Source organism: Ruegeria sp. H9, assembly GCF_056532915.1.
The window spans coordinates 257,371-275,825 of record NZ_JBQFNX010000003.1 but is presented as its reverse complement, the minus strand read 5'-3'; the positions used below and the strand labels follow the sequence as shown (position 1 = coordinate 275,825).

Below are 18,455 nucleotides of genomic sequence, written 5' to 3'. Positions count from 1 at the left end.
GTAATCGTCGCTTAGTGATATTAGGCGGGCAGACCCCGCCTTTTTCCCTCATCACATACTGGAAGAATCAGCTTGGCAAACCTGCCAAACTTGGTTAGAGACCGCCGTCATACATGCGCGTGCGGCCCGCTTGGCCCGACTCACACTCGTGATTTCTGATCCGGTGCGGATATGTCCGTGGCGCGCAACCCAAGATAACCGTACCGAATAAAAGGTCAGAGACACATGGCAAATTCGCCCCAGGCAAAGAAACGCGCCCGTCAGAACGAAAAGCGCTTCGCCGTCAACAAAGCGCGTCGTTCGCGCATCCGTACCCACCTGCGCAAAGTTGAAGAAGCGATCGCATCCGGCGACAAGGACGCAGCTACCGCAGCCCTGCGCGCCGCTCAGCCCGAGTTGATGCGTGGCGTCACCAAAGGCGTCTTCCACAAGAACACCGCTGCCCGCAAAATGTCGCGCCTGTCGGCGCGCGTCAAAGCGCTGGGCTGATTCTTTGGGAAAACACGTCAAGCGTTGATTTGCGAAAAAGGCGTCGCTGATTGCGACGCCTTTTTCATTGTTGCCGGAAAGCCGCGTCTTCACGAAGCCGAGAGATTCTTTCGCCCAGAACCCCGAGTCAATATCAGAGTTTCGTTGCCCGGACCCTTGGGCTCTTGCTACGACTTAATCAGCGATTCACTCGCTTGGGGGGACAGGCTGTTCCAAGGATCTGACCGACGGGCATCGGAAAGATTTAGGAACGAATGTTCGAAAGCTGGCTTCGGTCAGTTGGACGATCTGCTCTGGGTCTCGGGTTAGCCGAAGATCCTGGCCCTGTCGATAAATTGGAATATCATGCGCATCCCGGATTCCGGGTGTGCCCCCATTTTGGGGCCGTGCTGTATTGGACTGCGATGATATTCGAGCGTACCCGCCAGACCATCAGGTTTGGCGTAACGTTCCCTTGTGTGTGAGCGCCATAAAGGCCCGTAATTCGGGACACATTAAAAAAGGCCTTAAGGCCAATAATGAATGGGATGCGTGAGGCGCCGAATGACACAAGAGAAATGGGGACAACTGCGTAGCAAATTGATGAAGGCGGTTGGGAAGAACAATTTTACCACCTGGATTGAACCCTTGGAGTTTCAGGAGTTGCAGGATGGTGTAGCGGTGTTCTCGGTGCCGACCAACTTCATGGGCAACTATGTCAGTCAGAATTTTGCGGACCTTATTCTCTATGAGCTGAACACATCGGGCGAAAAGGTTCAGCGCTTGGCGTTTCGCACAGCGGCCAATTCGTCAGCCCGTCCCACATTGGTGGAAGAGTCCAAGCCATCTCCCGCGCCAGAAACCCGGCCCGCTGTTACAGATACAGCCAATGATGCACTTGAAGCACTACAGGCTGCGCCACTGGATGCACGGTTTACCTTTGATAGCTTTGTTGTTGGCAAACCCAACGAACTTGCACATGCCGCAGCTCGCCGCGTATCCGAGGGCGGCCCGGTAACTTTCAATCCGCTCGTGCTCTACGGCGGTGTTGGACTGGGTAAAACCCACCTGATGCACGCGATTGCGTGGGAGTTGAAAACCAAGCACCCCGAGTTGAATGTGCTTTATCTGTCAGCAGAACAGTTCATGTATCGCTTTGTGCAGGCTTTGCGTGAACGCCGCATGATGGATTTCAAGCACTTGTTCCGTTCGGTCGATGTGCTGATGGTCGATGACGTGCAGTTCATCGCTGGCAAGGATTCGACGCAGGAAGAATTTTTCCACACGTTCAACGCGCTGGTGGATCAGAACAAGCAGATCATCATCTCGGCCGACCGCGCGCCGGGCGAGATCAAGGACCTTGAAGACCGCGTAAAGTCACGCCTGCAATGTGGCCTTGTCGTCGATCTTCATCCCACAGACTACGAATTGCGTCTGGGAATCCTGCAGAACAAAGTGCAGCAGTACAGCAGCACTTATCCCGATCTGACCATTGCTGATGGTGTATTGGAGTTCCTTGCACACCGCATCTCGACCAATGTGCGCGTGCTGGAAGGGGCGCTGACCCGCCTTTTTGCCTTTGCCTCGCTGGTCGGGCGCGAGATCGATATGGAGCTGACGCAGGATTGTCTGGCCGATGTACTGCGCGCCTCCGAGCGCAAGATCACCGTCGAAGAGATCCAGCGCAAGGTCTCGGATTATTACAACATCCGCCTCAGCGATATCATCGGCCCTAAACGCCTGCGGTCCTATGCGCGTCCGCGTCAGGTGGCGATGTATCTGTGCAAGCAACTGACCAGTCGGTCGCTGCCTGAGATTGGCCGTCGATTTGGCGGGCGCGACCACACCACGGTCATGCATGGCGTGAAGCGCATCGAAGAGCTGAAGTTGACCGATGGCCAGATTGCCGAAGATGTTGAGATGCTGCGCCGGGCCTTGGAAGCCTAAACCGCACTGAATCCTTGAAAAACACCCCGGGCTATTGCGTTCGGGGTGTTTTCTTGTGCGCTATTGTCCACGGTTGAGAATGATCTGGAGTGTTTCACGCGCGCTGCTCTTGACCACCGAGGCAATCCGACCCAGAAATCCGTAAAAAATCCTTGTGCCTCAGGGCTGAGACGCTAACGTGCCAGTCCCGCCTATTTCGGCACGCAAGTCAAAGGAACAGAGGGTATGAAGATCAGCATCGAACGCGGCACCCTTCTCAAGGCCGTTTCGCAGGCCCAGTCAGTTGTCGAACGTCGCAACACGATTCCCATACTTGCCAACGTGCTGATCGAGGCCGAAGGCGATCAGGCGCTGTTTCGTGCCACCGATCTGGACATCGAAGTGGTCGACAAGGCCCCCGCGCAAGTCGAGAAAGCGGGCGCTACGACTGTTGCGGCCACAACGCTACATGAGATCGTACGCAAGCTGCCCGATGGGGCGCTGGTGACCCTGACCGCAGATAGTGCAGCTGGGCGGTTGACCGTGGAAGCGGGGCGCTCGAATTTTTCTCTGGCGACGCTGCCGAAAGAAGATTTCCCGGTTATGGCGTCTTCAGAATACCAATCGAACTTTACGGCGTCGGCGGCATTGTTGCGCCGGCTGTTCGATAAATCGAAGTTTGCCATTTCCACGGAAGAGACGAGATATTATTTGAACGGCGTTTACATGCACGTTGCGGATGGTTCCGAGGGCGGCAAGGTATTGCGTTGCGTGGCGACTGATGGTCACCGCTTGGCACGGATCGATGCGGATCTGCCGGATGGTGCAGCGGATATGCCGGGCGTGATCGTGCCCCGCAAAACCGTGGGCGAACTGCGCAAGCTGCTGGATGATGACGAGATGGACATCGCCGTCTCGGTCAGCGAAACCAAGGTGCGGTTTGCAACACCTGACATCACGCTCACCTCGAAAGTGATCGACGGAACGTTCCCGGATTACACACGCGTCATCCCGCAAGGCAACACGCGCAAGTTAGAAGTGGACGCGGCTGAATTCGCGCAGGCCGTGGATCGTGTGGCGACAGTTTCGTCCGAACGGTCGCGGGCCGTCAAATTGCAGTTGGATGCGGATAAGCTGGTTCTGTCAGTGAATGCACCCGACAGTGGTGCGGCTGAGGAAGAGCTGGCAGTTGCTTATGGGGATGAGCGCCTGGAGATCGGGTTCAACGCCAAATACCTGCTCGAAATCGCGTCTCAGGTGGATCGTGAAAATGCGGTGTTTATGTTCAACTCGGCGGGTGATCCGACACTGATGCGCGAAGGCAACGACCAAAGCGCAGTATACGTCGTAATGCCGATGCGCGTCTGATTGCCTCGACTGGGTGATCTCTAACGAAAGAGAGGGGTCATGGGATTGGCCCTGACCGAGCTTACGGTCTCGCATTTTCGGTCTCATAAGCTGGCGCGCCTGTCGTTGGACGGGCGGCCAGTGGCGATCCATGGGCCAAACGGGGCCGGTAAGACCAACATCCTGGAAGCGGTTTCTCTGTTTTCACCCGGGCGCGGGATGCGGCGGGCAAGCGCCGCTGAGATGACACGGCGCCCCGAGGCGCTGGGGTGGAAGCTGATTGGGCTATTGAATGCGCAAGGACAGAATTTCGAGATTGAAACCTGGTCCGAAGGTGGTGCGGCGCGGCAAGTGCGGATTGATGAGAAAACCTCAAGCCAGATTGAATTGGGAAAGCTGGCGCGGGTAGTTTGGTTAATCCCATCGATGGACCGTCTCTGGATCGAAGGGGCCGAAGGGCGACGGCGGTTCCTCGACAGAATCGCGCTGAGTTTTGATCCTGCACATGCCGAGGCATCTCTGACCTATGAAAAAGCGATGCGCGAGCGGAACCGGTTGCTGAAAGAACAAGTTCGCGATGCCCATTGGTACGCGGCGCTGGAAGGGCAGATGGCTGAGATGGGGCATCGCATCCACGCCGCGCGGTTGAGTGCGTTGGAGTATCTGCGCGCAGCACAGGACAAAGCTGAGACGGCCTTTCCGTCAGCGGATCTCGAATTGGTTCAAACCGAAGGTGCAATGCCTGAGACGGCGGAAGACTTGCGAGAAGCTTTGGATGAAAGCCGGTTTCGCGATCTGGCCGCCGGGCGGACTTTGGTCGGCCCGCATCGATCAGACCTGTATGGTGTATATTCCGCCAAGGGCGTTCCTGCCAAAGATTGCTCGACCGGTGAGCAGAAAGCACTGCTGGTATCGCTGATCCTATCAAACGCGCGAGCGTTGGCGGAGATGGTTGGAGCACCTCCTATTGTATTGCTGGATGAGGTGGCCGCGCATCTGGATGCGGGTCGGCGCGCTGCGTTGTATGATGAGATTTGTGCGCTGGGTGCACAGGCCTGGATGACGGGCACCGGGCCTGAGCTATTTGCAGAATTGGGGGATCGAGCCCAAACGCTGGTCGTTACCGAAGGCGACGAGGGCTCGGTCGTCAGCGTTTAGGCAGGCTCGCCGACTTTGCGTTCCCAAAGGAAGCCGCGCATCACTTCGTCGACCGGGGTTTTGGCCATGTGGTTGACGTAGTTCGACATGGTTTTTTGTGCCAGACCCAGTACGACATCCAGGACCGCACGGTGGGAATAGCCAGCGTCAAAGAAGGCCTGCAGCTGTTCCTCAGTCGGGTTTCCACGGGTTTCCATCACTTGCAGGGTAAAGGTGCGTAGCGCTTCCAGCTTGGCCGTGGGCAGCGGAGTTTCGTTGCGCAGCGCCTCGGTGATCTCGTCAGAGACTTTCATCATCTTTGCGATGCCGGTATGCGCAGGCACACAGTAATGGCATTCGTTTTCGACATTGATGGTTTGCCAGACAACGGTTTTTTCGTCGTTGTTGAAATCGGTCTGCAGAAACAGGCCGTGCAGAACCTGATAGCTTTCCAGATGCTGGGGGCTTTCGGCCATTACTTTATGAAGACCGGGCAGGCGGCCGAATGCAGCCTGAGATTTCTCAAGCAGCGGCTTGGACCCTTCCGGGGCGGTTTCTAGGTCGTGAGACGGGAAATTGGCCATGTCAAAACTCCTGTTTCTGGCGCGATGAGTCGTATTTAGGGTTTCTTGAGCGATCACTCAAGTATATATTTGAGCGAACGTTCAAGAATTGGTGAAACGATGCCCCGCAAACCCTCATATGACCGAGACGCGCTTATCGCGCAGGCGCGAGATATTTTCTGGCGTCACGGCTGGGCGGGGACGTCGCTTAAGGATCTCGAGCGAGAGCTGAAGCTGAAACCGGGCAGCTTCTACGCGGCATTCGGGTCGAAAGATGCGCTCTACGCCCTGGCGTTAGAGCGGTATACTCAGGAAGGGGTTGCCAATATGAAGGCTTTGGCGCAGGAATTGGGCCCGCTTGGTGCTCTTAAGGTGCAACCTCGTCGTGTGATCGAGGCGTCGGAACTGCCAACAAAAGCCTGCATGTTGGCGAAGACTTATGCGGAATTGCAAGCCAAAGACCATGATTTGGCTGATCAGGCGCAAACCCATATGGCTGACATGAAAGCTTGTTTTGCGGACCTCTTTCGCAGCGCGCAGAAGGCCGGAGAAATCGCGCCAAGTCATGACCCGGATCGCTTGGCGGCGCGCTATCAATCCGACCTTCTGGGGTTGCGATTGTCAGCCGAACGGGACGATGTGAACGCGGCAGAAATTGCCGAGGATATTGCAGCAGACCTTGATCGGCTTTGATCCGCAAATTAAGCAGATCAGAACCACAAAATATGGGGGGAGCACGTGACAATCCCCACCAGAAAACGTATAAGTTACCAAAATAATATAGGTACTAACGGCATGTCCGAAGACGCACAGGCACCCCAAGAATACGGCGCTGATTCCATCAAAGTTCTCAAAGGCTTAGAGGCAGTTCGCAAACGTCCCGGTATGTATATCGGGGATACGGACGATGGTTCGGGTCTGCACCATATGGTGTACGAGGTTGTCGATAACGGAATTGACGAGGCACTGGCCGGTCATGCCGACCATGTGACTGTAAAAATTCACGCGGATTCCAGCGTTTCGGTCAGCGACAACGGACGTGGAATCCCGGTGGATATCCACCCCGAGGAAGGTGTTTCAGCGGCTGAAGTCATCATGACCCAACTGCACGCTGGCGGTAAGTTCGACAGCAACTCGTACAAGGTGTCAGGCGGTCTGCATGGGGTGGGCGTCTCGGTGGTGAATGCGCTATCCGATTGGCTGGAACTGCGCATTTGGCGGGCCGGCAAGGAACATGTGGCGCGTTTTGAAGGTGGAGAGACGGCGGAACATCTGAAAGTCGTTGGCGAGTGTGGCGATCGCACGGGAACCGAGGTACGATTTCTGGCCTCGACCAACACGTTTTCGAACCTCGAATACTCGTTTGAGACGCTGGAAAAGCGCTTGCGCGAGCTGGCTTTCCTGAACTCAGGCGTGCGGATCATCCTGATCGACGAGCGCCCTGCTGAGCGGCTGGAAACCGAGCTGTTCTACGAGGGCGGCGTCAAAGAGTTTGTCAAATATCTCGACCGGTCCAAGACCCCGGCGATGCCCGAACCGATTTATATCAAGGGCGAGCGTGACGATATCGGCGTGGAAATCGCGATGTGGTGGAATGACAGTTATCATGAGACCGTGCTGCCCTTCACCAACAACATCCCGCAGCGCGATGGCGGCACCCATGTGGCTGGCTTCCGTGGTGCACTGACCCGGACGATCAACAACTATGCTCAGTCCAGCGGGATCGCGAAGAAGGAAAAGGTCAGCTTTACCGGTGACGATGCACGCGAAGGCCTGACCTGCGTGTTGTCTGTGAAAGTGCCCGATCCGAAATTCTCGTCCCAGACCAAGGACAAGCTGGTCAGCTCTGAGGTTCGCCCGGCGGTCGAAGGTCTGATGAACGAGAAGCTGGCTGAATGGTTCGAAGAGAACCCGAATGAGGCTAAGGGGATTGTCGGTAAGATCATCGAGGCGGCTTTAGCGCGCGAGGCCGCCCGTAAAGCTCGCGAATTGACCCGCCGCAAGACTGCGATGGATGTGAACTATCTGGCTGGTAAGCTGAAGGATTGCTCTGAAAAAGATCCGTCCAAGACTGAAGTTTTCCTGGTCGAGGGGGACTCGGCTGGTGGTTCTGCCCAGACCGGTCGGGATCGGCTGACTCAGGCTGTTCTGCCTTTGCGTGGCAAAATCTTGAACGTGGAACGGGCGCGGTTTGACCGGATGTTGTCGAGCCAAGAGATCGGTAACCTCGTGATGGCGTTGGGCACCGGCATTGGCCGCGACGAATTCAACATCGAAAAACTGCGTTACCACAAAATCGTCATTATGACGGACGCAGATGTTGACGGCGCGCATATCCGCACCCTCTTGTTGACCTTCTTCTACCGGCAAATGCCAGAGTTGATCGAGGGCGGGTATCTCTACATCGCTCAACCACCGCTATACAAGGTTTCTAGAGGTAAATCAGAGGTTTACCTGAAGGACCAGGCTGCGCTGGATGATTATTTGATCAATCAGGGCGTCGAAGGCGCAGTACTTAAATTAGGCTCGGGCGAGGAAATCATCGGCCAGGACCTGACCCGCGTAGTGGATGAAGCGCGCCAGCTGAAGCGTGTGCTGGACGCCTTCCCAACGCATTATCCACGCCATATTCTGGAGCAGGCTGCTGTAGCCGGTGCTTTCGTGCCCGGCGCTGTTGATGCCGATTTGCAGGGCGTGGCCGACAAGGTCGCGGCGCGCCTTGACTTGATCGCACTGGAATACGAACGCGGCTGGCAAGGCCGCATCACACAGGATCACGGCATCCGCCTCGCGCGCATCCTGCGCGGTGTGGAAGAAGTACGCACACTGGACGGCCCCATGTTGCGTTCGGGTGAGGCCCGCAAAACCGGCAGTTTCACCCAAAGCCTGCAAGAGGTCTACAACACCCCCGCAACGTTGGTGCGTCGCGATCGGGGTCAAGTCATACACGGCCCGCTCGACCTGCTGCGCGCGATTCTGGAAGAAGGCGAAAAGGGCTTGTCGCTGCAACGCTACAAAGGTTTGGGAGAGATGAACCCCGATCAACTCTGGGAAACAACGCTGGACCCGGACGCACGGACCCTGTTGCAAGTACGCGTGGATGATATGGTCGAGGCCGATGATCTGTTCACCAAGCTCATGGGCGATGTGGTAGAGCCGCGTCGTGAATTCATTCAAAAGAATGCTCTTAGTGTGGAGAATTTGGATTTTTGAGCGGTTGTAGGGACGCGCACAAACCTGCACGAACCCCATAAGTCTGCATGATTTGCGCATTAGTTTGCGCGATTTCAACTCAGAAGTGCAGAATGCCGACGCCATTTCTGCTATTGGGTGAGCCTCGAGTTCTAGACTTAAGGCAAGGATAGAGTTGCAGGTGTGTGCTTCCGCTGGGTTTTGCGCATTGGTGAGCTCAACAAACCACTAGGTTTATCCTACGGGTCTGTGGTCTCCTGACTTTAGAACTTGTTCCATCATGCGCATGAGAGCTTCGTGAAGACCTGATTTGAAATCGTCATCTGAGGCGTACTTCTTGTAAAGGTCGATTTCTCGCCGACGTTCGTTGCGCATTGCTTTTTCAAATAGTGCTTCACTGGCGATGCGTCGATTTTGTTCGTCAGGGTTGGATACAACCTTGTTCTGAAATGCAGGGTCGCTCATTGCGTGGTTGAGGATATTGATCAGCTTGATTCTTTGCTCCTCCGGTGTCGCATCCCAACCATTGAAATAGCGTTCGTTGAAGGCGGCTACGATCATGTCTAAAGGGTCTTTTTCTGTGTCATCGTGACCACCTCGGGGGTTTGGATTTGGCGGATCAATCTCACTGCCAGAGTCATCCAGGCCGATAGTATGACCAATCTTCACCCGTTCCAGACCGTAGGTAGTTAGATCGACACTCTCCATGAGACCATCAATTTCATCCTGATCTTTGTCTTTGACCTTCATTTCAGGGATGAGGAACTTCAGGAACCAGTGCAACATCTCCCAGTCCGCATTTTCAAACGGGATGATGCAGGCCACCTGGGCGTAGATTTTCACGAACTGTTTGGCCTTGATCTTGATGTCGATCTTCTCGTCATCTTCAAGTTCATCAAACCGGCCAGCCGCAGTATCAAGGATCGGCGATAACTGATCCGTCTCGACACCATCAAAGAACAATTCATTGAACTGAACCACTTCGTCCCACTCATAGATGCCCGTGTCATCAAGGTGATCCTTCAGATCATGCAGGACGTTCACGTCGGTCGGCTGGCTCAAGGCCGTTGAGGTGTAGAACGGATCGAACGCATCCTTGATGTCCTCAACCGTGTTGTGGAAATCGAGGATGAAGGTCTCTTCTTTTCCGAGCTTTTTGTTGGACCGGTTGAGCCGTGACAGGGCCTGTACCGCCAATACGCCCTGCAATTTCTTGTCCACATACATGGTGGTGAGCATCGGCTCATCGAAGCCGGTGAGGAATTTGTTGGCCACGACAAGGATACGGTATTCGTCGTCTTTGAACTTCTTGGCTATATCGTTTCCTGGGAAGCCATTCAGGCTGTCCTCAGTGTGCTCCACGCCATCGACAAGTTTCTTGCCGGTAAAGGCTACCAAGGCCTTGTACGGGCTCCCTGCCGCGTTCAGGGCCTCTCTGATGGCCAGGAAGTACCGAATGGCAGATTCGATGTTGCGGGTGACGACCATGGCCCGTGCCTTGCCCTTGAGCTTCTTGGGGCGAACCACATTATCACGGAAGTGGTCGAGCATGATCGCAGCTTTGGTCTTGATCGTGTCTGGGTGTGCCTCGACATAGGCCCGCAGCTTCCCCTGGGCCTTCTTGGTGTTGAACTCCGGGTTATCCTCGATGGATTTCTGAAGCTCGTAGTAGCTCTTGTAGGTGGTATAGTTCTTCAGCACATCGAGGATGAACTGTTCCTCAATCGCCTGCTTCATCGAATAGAGATGGAACGGTACGAACTTGCCTTCGGCGTTCTGCCGACCGAAACGTTCCAGCGTGGTGTTCTTCGGCGTGGCAGTGAAGGCAAAGAACGAGGCATTGTTGCCCATCTTCCGGCGGGACATTGCCGCCAGGATTTTGTCTTGCAGATCTTCCGGCTCTTCCTCGTCGCTACCGCCGCTGATGGCTTCGTTCATTTTGTCGGCGGCACTCCCGGATTGGGAGGAATGGGCCTCGTCGATGATCACCGCGAACTTACGGTCGGAGAGATCGGCGATGCCATCCAAAATCCAAGGGAATTTCTGGATCGTGGTGATAATCAGCTTCTTGCCGTTCTCTAGCGCTTTTTTCAACTCAGCCGAGTCGTAGGCATGGGCAACAACGTTCTTAACCTCTGAGAACGCCCGGATGTTATCCTTCAACTGCTTGTCCAGCACCCGCCGATCCGTGACGACAATCACGCTGTCAAAGATGTTGGCGGTGCCCTCGGCATTATAGGTCTCGATCAACTGATACCCGAGCCAGGTGATGGAGTTCGACTTACCTGAGCCCGCAGAGTGCTGGATCAGATAACGCTGACCAACGCCATTGGATTTCACATCGCTCAGCACCTGCCGCACTACGTCTAACTGGTGGTAGCGTGGGAAGAACAGAGTCTTGGTCTTCTTGCCAGTCTCCTTGTTCTCTTCCTCCACCATCTTGGCAAAATGCTCGATGATGTTGGTAAGGGACCGCTTTTCTAGCACCTCTTCCCACAGATATGCAGTCTTGTGGCCCACTGGGTTGATCGGGTTGCCCTTACCGTGGCCATCACCCTTGTTGAACGGCAGGAAGAATGTGCTTTTGCCAGCCAGTTTGGTGGCCATCGACACCTCATGAGTATCCACGGCAAAATGGACCAGACAGCGGCCAAATTCGAACAGCGGCTCACGGTGGTTCCGGTCTTGATACTGCTTGCGGGCGTGGTGGACGTTCTGGCCCTTCCACGGCTGCTTTAGCTCCATCGTCACGATGGGCAGGCCGTTGATGAACAGCACCATATCGACCGAGTCCATCGGCGTGGCGTTGGAGAAATGCACCTGCCGAGTGACCGAGAAGATGTTGGCGTCAAACAGTCGCTCAACCTCGGGGTTCAGGGTGTTGTAGGGCAAGCGATAAAGAAGTTTGAGATGGGCACTTTCAACGCTCAGCCCCTTTTTCAGAACGGTGAGGATACCATCCTTCTTGATCTTGTTGTTGAGACGGTTGAGCACACGGTTTTGCCAATCGGCATAGGGCCGCAGCTTGTCGAGTTCTTCAGATTGCGTAGCCTCAAGGAAAGCCCAGAACTGTTTAGTTTCCAGGGCCAGGTCTGCATCGAAATCCTTGTTGCTGCCCTGGGAATAACCAGCCGACAGAAACGCCGCTTCGATTAAGTCCTCTAAGGCTTTTTCACTCGTCTCACTGACCATGCCCAATACCCCTGCTTAAATCTTGATTTTGCCCGTAACCGCGTTGGCGATAAGGGTTTGTTTGAATTCGTTGAGAGTGGAAATCTCGCTCTCAACCAATTCGATTGCTTGAAAAAACGGAGCTAACTCTGAGTTCATAGAAAGAACGATTTCTTCCTGCTCCTTTTCTGGTGGCAACAGGATCAAGAGTTCCTTGATTTTATCCAAATGCAGGTTGGTGACCGATGTTCTCTTACTACCGAAAGTTAGCTGCTCATCGACGACGGGGCTGTTGAAGAAGAACGCAAAGTAATGCGGGTTGAGCAGGCTTGTGGGCCTGATCAAACATAAACTCACGAAGATGCTTACCTCATGATCCCATTCGACTACTTTGGTTAGCCCGATAGTGCCGTTCTTACTCAGAAGAACATCGCCGCGACGTGGCAACGCTCGTTTGGCGAGTTCTTTGTGTTCTTTTTCTGGAATACGCCGTGCTTCTTCCCAGTCGATTTCTGCGTTTCCTGACTTTGTGAGATCAGTAACCCGCAGGAATGGGACACCCTCGTCAACATATGTTGGGGTAAAGTGCGTTCCGTCCACAATTCGGCTCGTGACGTGCTTAACCCGCTTCACTTCCCAATGAGCCGGTATCTCGCCGATCCAGTCTACGCCGCTGTCTTTCATGGGGGCGTCGGGGTTGAGGCCCCTGGTTACGGCACGGTTGATCAGGATAGCCTTTTGTTCGTTCAGCAGATCAATCAACCGCCGCTTCTTGGCAATTGCCGCATCAATCTCAGCGGTTTTTTCGTCAAGAAAACGCACGATACGGTTCTGGGTATCAAGGTCGGGTAGCGGTGTCTTGATCGACATAAACGTGTCGATTTTGATCACATTCCGCAGCCCTGTGTAGAGCGGGCTAAGTCGCTTGTCGTAGTCCAGAGACAGATAGAAATAATTTAAAAAGCGCGGAGAAATTCCGGGCCGTGGTCGTAACACGGTATAGGCTCCGGTTATCATACCTGCTTCATCGGCCCGCCCAACGGCTCTGGGTGTCTCGGCAACATCGAACAAACAGAAGATCAGATCATCCGGTTCAACAATTTTGTAAGTGTCAAACTCGGCAGGGAACTTGCCCTTTGGGTTTTCCATGTCCCGAGGGATCACGCCGCCAAGGGTAAGTGACAGCAACTTGTACTCAGAAGCACGTTTTCCCACGGCAGCGGTCTTCTCTGTGAAGATCGCTTTGTTGCGAACCAGCTTCCAGTCTGATGGGTACTTGCCAACCCATGATTGGCCGCTCTCCTCATAGTCTTCATAAACGTGGTCTTGATCCAACATCATGCAACCTCCCCATCCAGAAGGCGATCTGGTGACCAGATCAGTGCCGCCAGTTGGCAATATAGCCGTGAGCGTTCCTCAAGGTCGGCTTTGGCAAAGCTGTCATGGGACTGGAACGGCAGGTCGTGTTTGGTAATCGTCTGCCGAAAGCCGGGGTTGTTGCTATAGAATTCCTCATGCAGCGACTGGGCTAAAGCGTTCTGTTTCAGGTAATGCGGCAGCTTCTCATCAAAGGTCATATCGTTGAGGCTGGCGTTGATCTTCTTAGGCAACAGCAGCAGCCCGCCTATGCGATTGCGATGCTGATCAAAGTCGTTCTGCTGGTCGAACTCGTCCATGAACCGGTCATAGTGATCGGCCCAGATATGCTCGACCTCAAAGGCGTTCTGGCCCGAGCGGACGATGTAGTCCTCGTAGTGACCAGGTTCCCCGGATTGCCGTTCCAACCAGTCGGTGAAGCGGGCCAACTGGCGATGGATGGCTTTGGAGGTGAACTGGTTCAAACCCACCGGGGCGGAGAAGTCGATCTCTTCCATCTCTTCCAGCAAGCGTTCGTGAAGAACGGTACGGATTTCAGCCAGGGACTTGCCGCGAATATCACGGATGACTGTGAACGCCGCGTACTGCATCTGTGAGTAGCTGGTGGATTTGTAATTCCAGAAGCGGAGGTTCAGCCAACTGTCGATGAAGTCGGCAGCAACGGCCATCTTGGTGTTGATGATGGCGGGATCATCCTCGACCGAGATCGCAGATAGGATCACGTGGTGTTGGAGGGTGAATCCTGCATCCGCGTTGTATTTGACGCTCTCCAAGCCTTTGGTGCGGGTCGCCGATGCGTCGAGCAGCTTCAGGTAGAGATCACCGAAGATACGCATGTCGCGGACAACAAACTGGTAGAAATCGCCACTGGATTGAAGGCCGAGGGCCTGTTCGTTGTGACGGACCCAGCGGTGGTACTCAGTGCCAATTTTGTCAAAGTCTTCGGGCTTGGCATCCTTCTTTCTGGCTCTGATATCTCTGGCATATTGCGACCGGAGCCAAGCCTTGAAGAAGTCGGCTTCGGTTTCTTTGCCGTACTCTGCGAACTTACCCAGGTACTTCTTGATGAGTGTGTCTGCTTCCAGTCGCTTAGCCGGGTCTTCGATGTTGGCCAGCAGATAGCCCTTCAGCATGTCTGTTGGTGAAAGTGACAGGCCACGGTCGTTCATCGTCTCGAAGATCGTGTAAGCATCACCGTCATCATGAGCGGTAATCTCGATCAGCTTCACGTTGCGGATGATCCACCAAATGAACATGTGGAGGGCATCGTCATTCATGTCCTTGGGGAAAAATTCACCAAGGTCTTCGTAACGGTCGACTAGATTTCGGACGGAGTCTGACTTGCCTTCGGGGTTGTACCCTTCGCCGTTCAGTAAAGCCGACATACAGTCATTGCGTTCCGGTATGTCGAGCTTGAACTTGTAGCCGCCGGGGTCCTCGTCAAATACCAAAGACTCGATCTTTTTGACCTTCTTGGCCATGTCGTTTTGTAGGTGGTTCAGATAGATCAGCAACAGCGTAAGCGTGGTAATGCGTTGTTGACCATCAACGATGTTACGCACATCGCCTGCTTTACTGATGACTATGGAACCAAGGAAGTATCGGGATTGCTCTTCCAAGGGCGTGTCAGGTTTGTTTGGATTCCAGGTTTGGAGAAACTGTCCGTGTAGGTCGTCCACCAGTTCCTGAAGCTGTTTGCGTTCCCAACGGTATTCGCGTTGGTAATAGTCGATGCCGAATGCAGCACCTGACAGCAGGACTTCGAGTGTTTTATCATCGCCTTCAATATTCTGCATTGATCAAGCCTCCTCACCAGTGAGGCTGACCAGCCGCTTCAGCAGACCTTCGGTTTCCTTTTCAAGCTCCAGAATATCCTGGGCGACCTCGTTCAGATCACGCAGCGGCTTGTGCTGATAGAAATAGCGGTTGAAGCTGATTTCATAGCCGATCTTGACCGACGAGACATCCAGCCATGCGTCGTCCACATGCGGACGAACCTCCCGCTGGAAGTAGGCGTGGATGTCATCTTTCAGCGGCACATTCTCACTGTCACGCAGATCGCTGTCGGCCTCGAACTCAATGTATTCACCGGCGTTACCAGTCGGCCAGTATCCGTGATCGGGCAACTCTTCTGAGGTGGCATCGAGTTTTGTCCGCAAGTCATCCAGCTTGGAGCCGGTGAATTTATGCACCTTCTTGATGACCTTGGCAGCATCTTCATCCCGCCAAGATACCGCATTCAATATTTGGTTTTTTTGTGCGGCGGCAAGCTTCACCTTGCGGGCTTTGAGATAAGCATCGACCTTGGCCTTGAAGATGTTGAAATCATCAAAGAGTTCCTGCCCGATTGAGGCCATCAGCCGGTCGGCCTCTTCCATTAGGCCACGCTGAGCAATCCAAGTCTTGGGGTCAAGCAACGCTTTGCGGTTCTTCGGCGACAGGGTGATCTCTTCCCGCTCCAGATGGTCCTGGATGGCCTGATTGTGGTCTTTGAGGTTAGTGTAAACACCGTCACCGTACTTGTCATAGACCCAGCCCATGACCTCCTGCATACCGCTGGCAAAGCGGAGGGTGGCGATACGTTCTGGTGAGAACTGAGCTTTCTTTCGCAGGGGGCGTTCGACGGTGACCTTGTAGTAACCGAAGTCGGCATTATCGAAGACCTTGGACACCCCCTCATCGGCCAGCGACACGTAAAGATCGGTGATCGTTTCGATGTGATCGTCACTCAGATCACAGTTCTTCTCGCCCAGGTTCTTGCGTCGTATGGTATACATCTCAGACGCATTGATCAGTTGGACTTTACCCTTGCGATGTGCGGGTTTGTTGTTGGTCACGACCCAGATGTAGGTGGTGATGCCGGTGTTGTAGAAGAGGTTGTTGGGAAGCTGGATGATCGCCTCAACCATATCCTTTTCAATCAGGTGGCGGCGGATGTTGCTTTCACCGCCACCAGCATCACCAGTGAACAGAGATGATCCGTTGTGGACCGATGCGATCCGCGAACCCTGCGGGTTTTTGGCCAGCTTTCGCATCTTGTCGGCCATCTCCATCAGGAACAGAAGCTGGCCATCTGATGAGCGTGGAGTGGCATCACAGGTTTCGATGTCACCGTCATAGTTGGCAAGATCGACCTGGAAGCGGGGGTCCAGAACATCCTTACCATCCTTGATGTATTTCTGGTCGGTCTTCCACGATTTTCCGTATGGCGGGTTCGATAGCATGAAGTCGAACTTCATGGTTGAGAAGTCATTGGTGGCGAGGGTGGAGCCTAGTTTGATGTTCTCTGGGTTGTTGCCCTTGATCATCATATCCGACTTACAGATGGCGAAGGTCTCTGGGTTCACCTCCTTGCCGTAGATGTAGACATCGGCGGTGGATTTGATCCCGCCATCGGGATCGGTGATGAAGTTCTGTGCCTCGGTCAGCATACCACCAGAGCCGCAGGCAGGGTCATAGACGGTCAATACCGGTGGCAGTTCGTCTTTGACCGGATCGAATAACAGATGGGTCATCAGCTTGATCACCTCACGTGGGGTGAAGTGCTCACCGGCCTCTTCGTTGTTCTCTTCGTTGAACTTGCGGATCAGTTCCTCAAACACATAACCCATGCCCAGGTTGGTCAGGGCAGGCTGAACTCGACCATCAGGGCCACGTTTGTCGTGGGGTGTAAGGTTGATGTCTTCCGAGACATATTTCTCGATCACGTCGAAGAGTACATCAGAGGCGATCATCTTGCGGACCTGCGTTCGCAGATCAAAATTGACGATAATTTCTTTCACGTTGTCGCTGAAGCCATTGAGATATGCATCTATGTTGGCTTCGAGTTGGGACGGATTTCCCAACAGCGATTTCAATGTCCATTCCGACGTGTTGTAGAACACGTAGCCAGAGGCTTCCCGAAGGCCTACCGAGTCCAGCTCCGTCAGACCAGCGTCCTCGGTCTGGAATTTTAGCTCATCGCGGACTTCTTGTTTTGTCGGCTCCAACAAGCAATCCAGTCTACGCAATACAAACATCGGGAGGATCACGTCGCGATATTTTCCGCGCACGAAAACATCCCGCAGGCAATCATCCGCAATTGACCAAATAAAGCTCACGATTTTGTTGTGTGCTGTGTGATCCACAGTAGGTTTGTCCTCTAATAGTTTTTGGCTGAGATCTGCTGCTCAACTCATTCGAAAAGCTTAAGGTCGCCTTCGCTTTCCGCCCTTTTCTCGGGCAGAGTTGCGAAGCGAATACCCTTTAAGGAGAGCTTGTCGCGCAGGTCGTTCATCCTATGCAAGTCATATGCGCTTCCTTCGGGCACAATCATGAGAATTTCTGGCACAAGTTTTTGAATTAGTGCCAAATACCCAAGTGTTGTTATGAACTGATGCCGGTCTACCCGGTTTCGGTAAGATTTTACTTCTACCGCAACACGCTCTCCAGAACTCAGGTTCACAACAAGGTCCGGGCTTATAGGATCGATAATTCTTCCGGGTTGGATAGATACGCTGTCCGATTCAAAGAATTCAGCCCCAAAGCGCTTAAGGTAGTCGTCAACAAAGTCGTAAAATCGTTGTGCTCTTTGAGGCGCGGAAAGCTCTATACTTCCGGTCGTTATGGAAGGATCGCTTTTTCTTTCTCTAAGGTCGTCGAAGATAGCCTTGAGCTCGATCTGCTTCATCTGACCTTCAAAAACTTTCGGTGTTATCTTTTTTGCTTCTGCGGCATCCAACTCTTCTATTTTCATCAAATACATAACCAGCGTCATACCCAGCCAGGCCGGTTTGGCTTCGTAAACCTCAGGATGTTTCTCTTTTAACCATCTGCTTACATAGAGTGGGTTCTTGAGGCTGTGAGGTCTTCTTCCGGTTAAATCTGAAATGTTTTTAAGGACTTCGTTGGATGTTCGAAGTCCATAGTCGCTCGGGTTGTCCATGGCGTCGGAAGTTGAGACCGGGGCGAAGACTGTTGGTTTGGCGATCTGTCCTCGCCGTAATTGCTGGCTTAAGCGATGAGACGTCTCAAAGATGGACAGAAGGGCAAACCATTGGAGTGATTGGGCACCATGCAAAGGGCCTGTCAGTGCAAGTTTTGAAGTTAAGACGAGAGGAAAAATTTGCGCCAGAGCGTAAATGCGTTGGTGAGCTAATCGAGTGTGATTTAGGATTGGACTCACTGCTGGATCAAGCTTCCGCGTCCTTAACGGAGAAATGTGAGAACCCTCGCCGCTCGGATCATGTCGCTGCGTCCAACTTGCCATGTCAGCTTGCTATTGAGGGAACTTGC

At 53.8% G+C, this 18,455-nt stretch carries 12 protein-coding genes; 6 read left to right on the top strand and 6 right to left on the bottom strand.

Going from position 1 to position 18,455, the window contains the following annotated elements; translation table 11 throughout:
- Positions 1-225 precede the first annotated feature (225 nt).
- The 4 genes from rpsT (at position 226) to recF (ending at position 4,899) form a co-directional block, all read left to right on the top strand.
- Positions 226-489, top strand: coding sequence for a 30S ribosomal protein S20 (rpsT, locus tag ACR0CZ_RS15530; protein ID WP_010442545.1), 264 nt, complete (start codon positions 226-228; stop codon positions 487-489).
- A gap of 543 nt (positions 490-1,032) precedes the next feature.
- Entirely contained in the window at positions 1,033-2,415 is a 1,383-nt protein-coding gene (gene dnaA / locus ACR0CZ_RS15525) for a chromosomal replication initiator protein DnaA (RefSeq protein WP_170395377.1), read from the top strand.
- Positions 2,416-2,640: 225 nt separating this feature from the next.
- Complete coding sequence (gene dnaN, locus ACR0CZ_RS15520; RefSeq protein ID WP_010442547.1) at positions 2,641-3,762, top strand: DNA polymerase III subunit beta; 1,122 nt, start codon at positions 2,641-2,643, stop codon at positions 3,760-3,762.
- A gap of 39 nt (positions 3,763-3,801) precedes the next feature.
- Positions 3,802-4,899 carry a DNA replication/repair protein RecF gene (gene recF / locus ACR0CZ_RS15515; RefSeq protein WP_170395379.1) on the top strand — a complete coding sequence of 366 codons (1,098 nt, stop codon included), beginning with the start codon at positions 3,802-3,804 and terminating at the stop codon, positions 4,897-4,899.
- Here the strand turns inward: recF and ACR0CZ_RS15510 are convergent.
- Positions 4,896-5,462, bottom strand: coding sequence for a carboxymuconolactone decarboxylase family protein (locus ACR0CZ_RS15510; RefSeq protein WP_170395381.1), 567 nt, complete (start codon positions 5,460-5,462; stop codon positions 4,896-4,898). The two genes, recF and ACR0CZ_RS15510, sit on opposite strands and share 4 nt — an antisense overlap.
- A 99-nt stretch (positions 5,463-5,561) precedes the next feature.
- Between ACR0CZ_RS15510 and ACR0CZ_RS15505 the strand changes: the two genes are divergently transcribed.
- Positions 5,562-6,134, top strand: a complete 573-nt coding sequence (locus tag ACR0CZ_RS15505) for a TetR/AcrR family transcriptional regulator (protein WP_170395383.1) — start codon at positions 5,562-5,564, stop codon at positions 6,132-6,134.
- 102 nt (positions 6,135-6,236) lie between these two features.
- A complete protein-coding gene (gene gyrB / locus ACR0CZ_RS15500; RefSeq protein ID WP_170395385.1) occupies positions 6,237-8,654 on the top strand; it encodes a DNA topoisomerase (ATP-hydrolyzing) subunit B in 2,418 nt (805 codons plus the stop codon).
- Positions 8,655-8,867: 213 nt separating this feature from the next.
- Here gyrB and ACR0CZ_RS15495 read toward each other — a convergent pair whose 3' ends face one another.
- From ACR0CZ_RS15495 to ACR0CZ_RS15475, 5 genes are all read right to left on the bottom strand, one after another.
- Positions 8,868-11,825 (bottom strand): type I restriction endonuclease, encoded by a 2,958-nt coding sequence (locus ACR0CZ_RS15495; RefSeq protein ID WP_170395387.1) that lies wholly within the window; start codon positions 11,823-11,825, stop codon positions 8,868-8,870.
- A gap of 15 nt (positions 11,826-11,840) precedes the next feature.
- Positions 11,841-13,142, bottom strand: coding sequence for a restriction endonuclease subunit S (locus ACR0CZ_RS15490; protein WP_170395389.1), 1,302 nt, complete (start codon positions 13,140-13,142; stop codon positions 11,841-11,843).
- Positions 13,142-14,977, bottom strand: coding sequence for a DUF262 domain-containing protein (locus ACR0CZ_RS15485; RefSeq protein WP_170395391.1), 1,836 nt, complete (start codon positions 14,975-14,977; stop codon positions 13,142-13,144). The genes ACR0CZ_RS15490 and ACR0CZ_RS15485 overlap by 1 nt, the downstream gene beginning before the upstream one ends.
- 3 nt (positions 14,978-14,980) lie before the next feature.
- Positions 14,981-17,281, bottom strand: coding sequence for a type I restriction-modification system subunit M (locus ACR0CZ_RS15480; protein WP_480537184.1), 2,301 nt, complete (start codon positions 17,279-17,281; stop codon positions 14,981-14,983).
- A gap of 74 nt (positions 17,282-17,355) precedes the next feature.
- The gene (locus tag ACR0CZ_RS15475; protein WP_480562750.1) at positions 17,356-18,429 is read right to left on the bottom strand and encodes a hypothetical protein; all 1,074 of its coding nucleotides are present in this window, start codon (positions 18,427-18,429) and stop codon (positions 17,356-17,358) included.
- Positions 18,430-18,455: the final 26 nt, after the last annotated feature.

Coding starts and splice junctions, on each gene's coding strand:
- dnaA (WP_170395377.1), top strand. CDS start 1,033: ATGACACAAGAGAAATGGGGACAACTGCGTAGCAAATTGATGAAGGCG.
- gyrB (WP_170395385.1), top strand. CDS start 6,237: ATGTCCGAAGACGCACAGGCACCCCAAGAATACGGCGCTGATTCCATC.
- ACR0CZ_RS15505 (WP_170395383.1), top strand. CDS start 5,562: ATGCCCCGCAAACCCTCATATGACCGAGACGCGCTTATCGCGCAGGCG.
- ACR0CZ_RS15510 (WP_170395381.1), bottom strand. CDS start 5,462: ATGGCCAATTTCCCGTCTCACGACCTAGAAACCGCCCCGGAAGGGTCC.
- recF (WP_170395379.1), top strand. CDS start 3,802: ATGGGATTGGCCCTGACCGAGCTTACGGTCTCGCATTTTCGGTCTCAT.
- ACR0CZ_RS15485 (WP_170395391.1), bottom strand. CDS start 14,977: ATGCAGAATATTGAAGGCGATGATAAAACACTCGAAGTCCTGCTGTCA.
- ACR0CZ_RS15490 (WP_170395389.1), bottom strand. CDS start 13,142: ATGTTGGATCAAGACCACGTTTATGAAGACTATGAGGAGAGCGGCCAA.
- dnaN (WP_010442547.1), top strand. CDS start 2,641: ATGAAGATCAGCATCGAACGCGGCACCCTTCTCAAGGCCGTTTCGCAG.
- ACR0CZ_RS15475 (WP_480562750.1), bottom strand. CDS start 18,429: ATGGCAAGTTGGACGCAGCGACATGATCCGAGCGGCGAGGGTTCTCAC.
- ACR0CZ_RS15495 (WP_170395387.1), bottom strand. CDS start 11,825: ATGGTCAGTGAGACGAGTGAAAAAGCCTTAGAGGACTTAATCGAAGCG.
- rpsT (WP_010442545.1), top strand. CDS start 226: ATGGCAAATTCGCCCCAGGCAAAGAAACGCGCCCGTCAGAACGAAAAG.